This is a genomic window from Synechococcus sp. R55.2 (genome assembly GCF_047462075.1).
GTDB lineage: Bacteria > Cyanobacteriota > Cyanobacteriia > Thermostichales > Thermostichaceae > Thermostichus.
On record NZ_JANSIH010000382.1, the window covers coordinates 1 to 3,124 of the forward strand.

Here is a 3,124-nt window from a genome sequence, read left to right on the forward strand (position 1 = left end):
AGCGTCTCGTGGGCTCGGAGATGTGTATACGAGTCAGGCCCAAGGGATCCCTGCAGCAACAGCAGATCCAGGAGACCATTTCTGCGGCTCTAGATCCCAATTGCCGTTTAGCTTGATCTGGAAGTGGCCCAACGGCAGGAACTGCGTAAACCCCAGCCAAGCACAGCTTCAAAAGGTCGGGCTTTCCCATGAGCAGTATGCAGGGCGTCTTCTACTGCTTATCCAAAAGGGCTCCCGTTTCCGGTTGATGCCAAGCGGCTAAGGTCGAGCCCCTCACAATAGGAAAATGGGCTGGGATCCTTCAGCCCCCGGCAAAGTTGGTAGAATAAAGTCAGCCTTCGCCTTGAACTTGAATTTGGATAGGGACTGGGGTCGACCGTTGGGATCCTCGGCTATGTTCGACAAACTGCTCTTTCCCATCGATAACTCGCGTGAGACCAGCCACGCCTTGCCCTTGGTGGCGGACATAGCACAGCGCTACAAGAGCCAAGTGTATTTGCTTTCTGTGCTGGATGATACGGAGCTTGACCCGGAGCGAGCCGAGCAAGCCCGGCAGAACATCCACAACCTGCTTAAGCAAACGGAGTCTGGCCTGCATCAAATCGGCCTTAGCAACGTCAAGAGTGAGTATCGAGAGGGGAAGGTGCCTTTTGTCATCTGTGATGTGGCAGACGAGCTGGAGATCAGCCTGATTGTGATGGGCTGCCGCGGCCTCACCCTATCTGGAGAGGGGCAGAACAACTCCGTGAGCCACCGCGTGATCGATCTCTCCCCCTGCCCGGTGTTGGTCGTGCCCTGAGGAGAGGGATCCCATTGACCAAAAGGCGCGGCAAGCCCCGTCCTTCAGGGCAGGGAAGGATAGCGCCGACCGTAGCCGACGCCCTTTAAAAACGCAGTGCCGGCCATGTGAATATCGTTGTCATCACGCATAGGCCAAGAATACGATTGAGCGGTGCAACGACTTCAAGCCTTCAAGTACGAATTGCTGCCCAACAGCCAGCAGGAACGGCAGATGCGCCGCTTTGCTGGCTCCTGCCGGTTCGTCTACAACAAAGCACTGGCGTTGCAGAAGGAGCGTCACGAGCAAGGCCAGAAAAAGCTAGGCTATGCGGGCTTGTGCCAGCTGCTCACCGCGTGGCGCCACAGCACAGATACGGCGTGGCTGGCGGATGCGCCGGTGCATCCGCTGCAACAGGCGCTCCAGGATTTGGAGCGAGCCTACAGCCACTTCTTCGCCCAACGCGCCGGCTTCCCGAAGTTCAAGAAAAAAGGCCGGTCCGACAGCTTCCGTTATCCCGAGCCCAAGCAAATCCAGCTGGACCAGGCCAACAGCCGCATCTTTCTGCCCAAACTTGGCTGGCTGCGTTATCGCAACAGCCGCGACGTGGTGGGCAAGGTCAAGAGCGTCACCGTATCCAAGCACGCTGGCAAGTGGTTCGTGTCGATCCAGACCGAGCGGGAGGTTAATTGGCCTATTCCGCAGGGGGGCGCAGTGGGCATGGACATGGGCATTGCCCGCTTGGCTACCCTCTCGGACGGCACGTTCTACGCGCCCCTCAACAGCTTCAAGCGGCACGAGGCGCGCTTGCGCAAGGCACAGCAAGCGCTCTCCCGCAAAGTCAAGTTCAGCAACAACTGGAAGAAGGCAAAAGCCCGCCTCCAGCGTATTCATTCTCAGATGGCCAACGCCCGCCGCGACTTCCTGCACAAGGTCTCGACCGCGATTTGCAAAAGCCAGGCAATCGTGTGCATCGAGGACTTGCAGGTGCGGAATATGTCCAAGTTGGCGGCAGGGACGGCAGATGCTCCTGGGAAGAACGTCCGCGCCAAGTCAGCGTTAAACAAAGCCATTCTCGACCAGGGGTGGTATGAGTTCCGCTGCATGCTGGAGTACAAGCTGGCCTGGAAAGGTGGCAGGCTCATTGTCGTGCCGCCGCAGAACCCGAGCCGCACCTGTCCATGTTGCGGCCATGTTTCATCAGACAACCGCCAGACCCAAGCCTGGTTCGAGTGCGTGGCGTGCGGCTATGAGAATAACGCCGATCGCGGCAGCGGGCCGGAGGCCTTTCGCGGCAGCGGGCCGGAGGCCTTTCGCGGCAGCGGGCCGGAGGCCTTTCTGGTCGGTGCCATCAACATCCTTGCTCGCGGGATACAGCTGTTGCGAGACGAAGGGCAGGACACGGCCGACGCTGCGGTCGGGATGCGGGTGGGTGAACCACCCGTGTCAGCCCGGATGGCCTGTGGATCGAACTGCACGGGCGGTCGGAAGCAGGAACCCGCCGAGACGACTGCGCAAGGAGCCATCCATGCGTAGCGTGGTAGGAATCTCCGGCCTAAAGGCCGGGGAGGATGTCAATGCTTGTTTCCCGTACTGCTCAGCCACAGCCTCTGGCCGTTCCTGGAACGCACTACGCGCCCACCAGTAGCAAGCGCACCGTCTTGGCATGTAGCTGGCGCTGCTTTCTGACCGCTATCTTGGAGGTCTGAAACTTGAGCAGCAAGACAATAAACCAAGACAATAAACAATGTCAAGTAATGTCAAAGAAAATGTTAAAGAATAAATGTCAAAGTTGTCCACCCAGAACCTGGCCGCCTTGGCGCTCATCCCGCAAGTCTTGAATGGGCCAACGCAAACAATGACTGCCACTTTCTGGTTTGGTACGGGACTGCCTTCGCCCAATCTGGTAGAGAAGGCAAGATGTGGTGAGTAGCTACTTGCATCCAGGTGGACGCTCGCCTTCTAAAGACTTCAGAAAATCTAGGGTGCGGTTATAAACAAACCGAGCTGTTCCCAACCACTGCTGCAGCGTCTGTCGCTGTTGTGCTGTCGGATACATCTCGTCCCCCAATCTTTTTGCCGGCGCCGGAGATGGAAACTTGCCGGTTGTCTCACCGCCATTTGGAATGGCCAACTGCAAGCCCAAAATCTGGGGGCGCGCAGGGAGGCCGAGACCTCCCTGCTTGTATACTTCTCTTGCGGCTGAGCTGAGCTCGAGGCCAAGCATGATCCCACCGCAAACTGCTATTCCCCAAGGGGCTGAGATCCTCTGCATCGGCACAGAATTGCTTTTGGGAGAGATCACCAATACCAACGCCCAGTACTTGGCAGCCGAGCTGGCGCAAC

General features: G+C 58.1%; 3 protein-coding genes. 2 read left to right on the forward strand and 1 reads right to left on the reverse strand.

Annotated elements, in window-relative coordinates; translation table 11 throughout:
- Positions 1-394 precede the first annotated feature (394 nt).
- Positions 395-799, forward strand: coding sequence for a universal stress protein (locus NW838_RS12145; RefSeq protein WP_011433838.1), 405 nt, complete (start codon positions 395-397; stop codon positions 797-799).
- 153 nt (positions 800-952) lie between these two features.
- Positions 953-2,314, forward strand: coding sequence for an RNA-guided endonuclease InsQ/TnpB family protein (locus tag NW838_RS12150; RefSeq protein WP_414428114.1), 1,362 nt, complete (start codon positions 953-955; stop codon positions 2,312-2,314).
- Between the two features lie 397 nt (positions 2,315-2,711).
- On the opposite strand, the gene NW838_RS12155 is transcribed toward NW838_RS12150, so the two are convergent.
- The gene (locus tag NW838_RS12155) at positions 2,712-3,053 is read right to left on the reverse strand and encodes a helix-turn-helix domain-containing protein (protein WP_083757654.1); all 342 of its coding nucleotides are present in this window, start codon (positions 3,051-3,053) and stop codon (positions 2,712-2,714) included.
- Between the last annotated feature and the right edge of the window lie 71 nt (positions 3,054-3,124).

What these genes read in the sequence shown, in the direction of transcription:
- NW838_RS12145 (WP_011433838.1), top strand. Translation starts at nt 395, where the DNA reads ATGTTCGACAAACTGCTCTTTCCCATCGATAACTCGCGTGAGACCAGC.
- NW838_RS12155 (WP_083757654.1), bottom strand. Translation starts at nt 3,053, where the DNA reads ATGCAGAGGATCTCAGCCCCTTGGGGAATAGCAGTTTGCGGTGGGATC.